Origin of the sequence: Bacillus sp. L75 (assembly GCF_003676355.1) — a bacterium.
Taxonomy (GTDB): Bacteria; Bacillota; Bacilli; order Bacillales; family Bacillaceae; genus Bacillus; species Bacillus velezensis.
Window position 1 is genome coordinate 1 of record NZ_ML064952.1, and the last position, 506, is coordinate 506.

A 506-nucleotide genomic window follows, 5' to 3' on the forward strand; every position below is an offset into this window, starting at 1 on the left:
GCAAAGCCTTTATCTTCAATCAACAATAAAGCCTTACCTTGATGGTTAATATCTACACGCTTAATTTTTAAAGCCCATACCTGCTTGTTGCATAAATATTTTGGCATTTCTACTGCATTGTTCATATTATTCTTCCTTATAATTAAGTGATCAAGACTTGGCATCTCTATAATTAGGATGCCGTCTTTTGTTTTTAGTGGCGTCAATTACGCGCTTCCGAATTTAAATGACATAAATCCGCCTTCATCCTCGTCCACCATAAACCCTAACTCATCAAGTTTAGCTTTATCATAATCACNGTCAATTACGCGCTTCCGAATTTAAATGACATAAATCCGCCTTCATCCTCGTCCACCATAAACCCTAACTCATCAAGTTTAGCTTTATCATAATCACTAACTTTTCCTTCATCAATATCACATATATGTAAAACATCATGCTCGCACCACGTTGGATAATTAGGGTTTCCATATTTTAATAATATCTGTAGCGCTTTAATTAAATCT

1 protein-coding gene is annotated in these 506 nt (G+C 34.9%); it reads right to left on the bottom strand.

The features are described from left to right. Nucleotides 1-304 precede the first annotated feature (304 nt). Nucleotides 305-506: hypothetical protein (locus tag D5S11_RS19990; protein WP_164833860.1), on the bottom strand; the 202-nt coding region annotated here is incomplete at its 5' end.